Annotated in this window: 1 protein-coding gene; it reads right to left on the reverse strand. The window is 49.8% G+C overall.

The window, feature by feature from the left end; translation table 11 throughout:
* A partial coding sequence (locus tag QMN38_RS26850; RefSeq protein ID WP_171871877.1) for an AAC(3) family N-acetyltransferase occupies positions 1-140 on the reverse strand: 140 nt, incomplete at its 3' end.
* Between the last annotated feature and the right edge of the window lie 119 nt (positions 141-259).

A 259-nucleotide genomic window follows, 5' to 3' on the forward strand; every position in this document is an offset into this window, starting at 1 on the left:
GAGCGTAACGCGGCAACGACCGTCTCCGCTCCTCCTTCGACCGGACCAATCGCTTTAAGTGAGGCATGCACCATCAACAGGTCACCGGTTTGGACTCCTAATTTTCGAATTGCCTCCGTTATTGCCTTCCGCGTATGCATCGCGATATCTCCTCTAAACTGCAAAACACTATACCTATCGAGAGGCACTGTTGCAAATAGTCGGTGGTGATAAACTTATCATCCCCTTTTGCTGATGGAGCTGCACATGAACCCATTCA

It is taken from the genome of Citrobacter sp. R-1.5.2 (assembly GCF_035064245.1).
In the GTDB taxonomy this organism is placed as follows: Bacteria; Pseudomonadota; Gammaproteobacteria; order Enterobacterales; family Enterobacteriaceae; genus Citrobacter.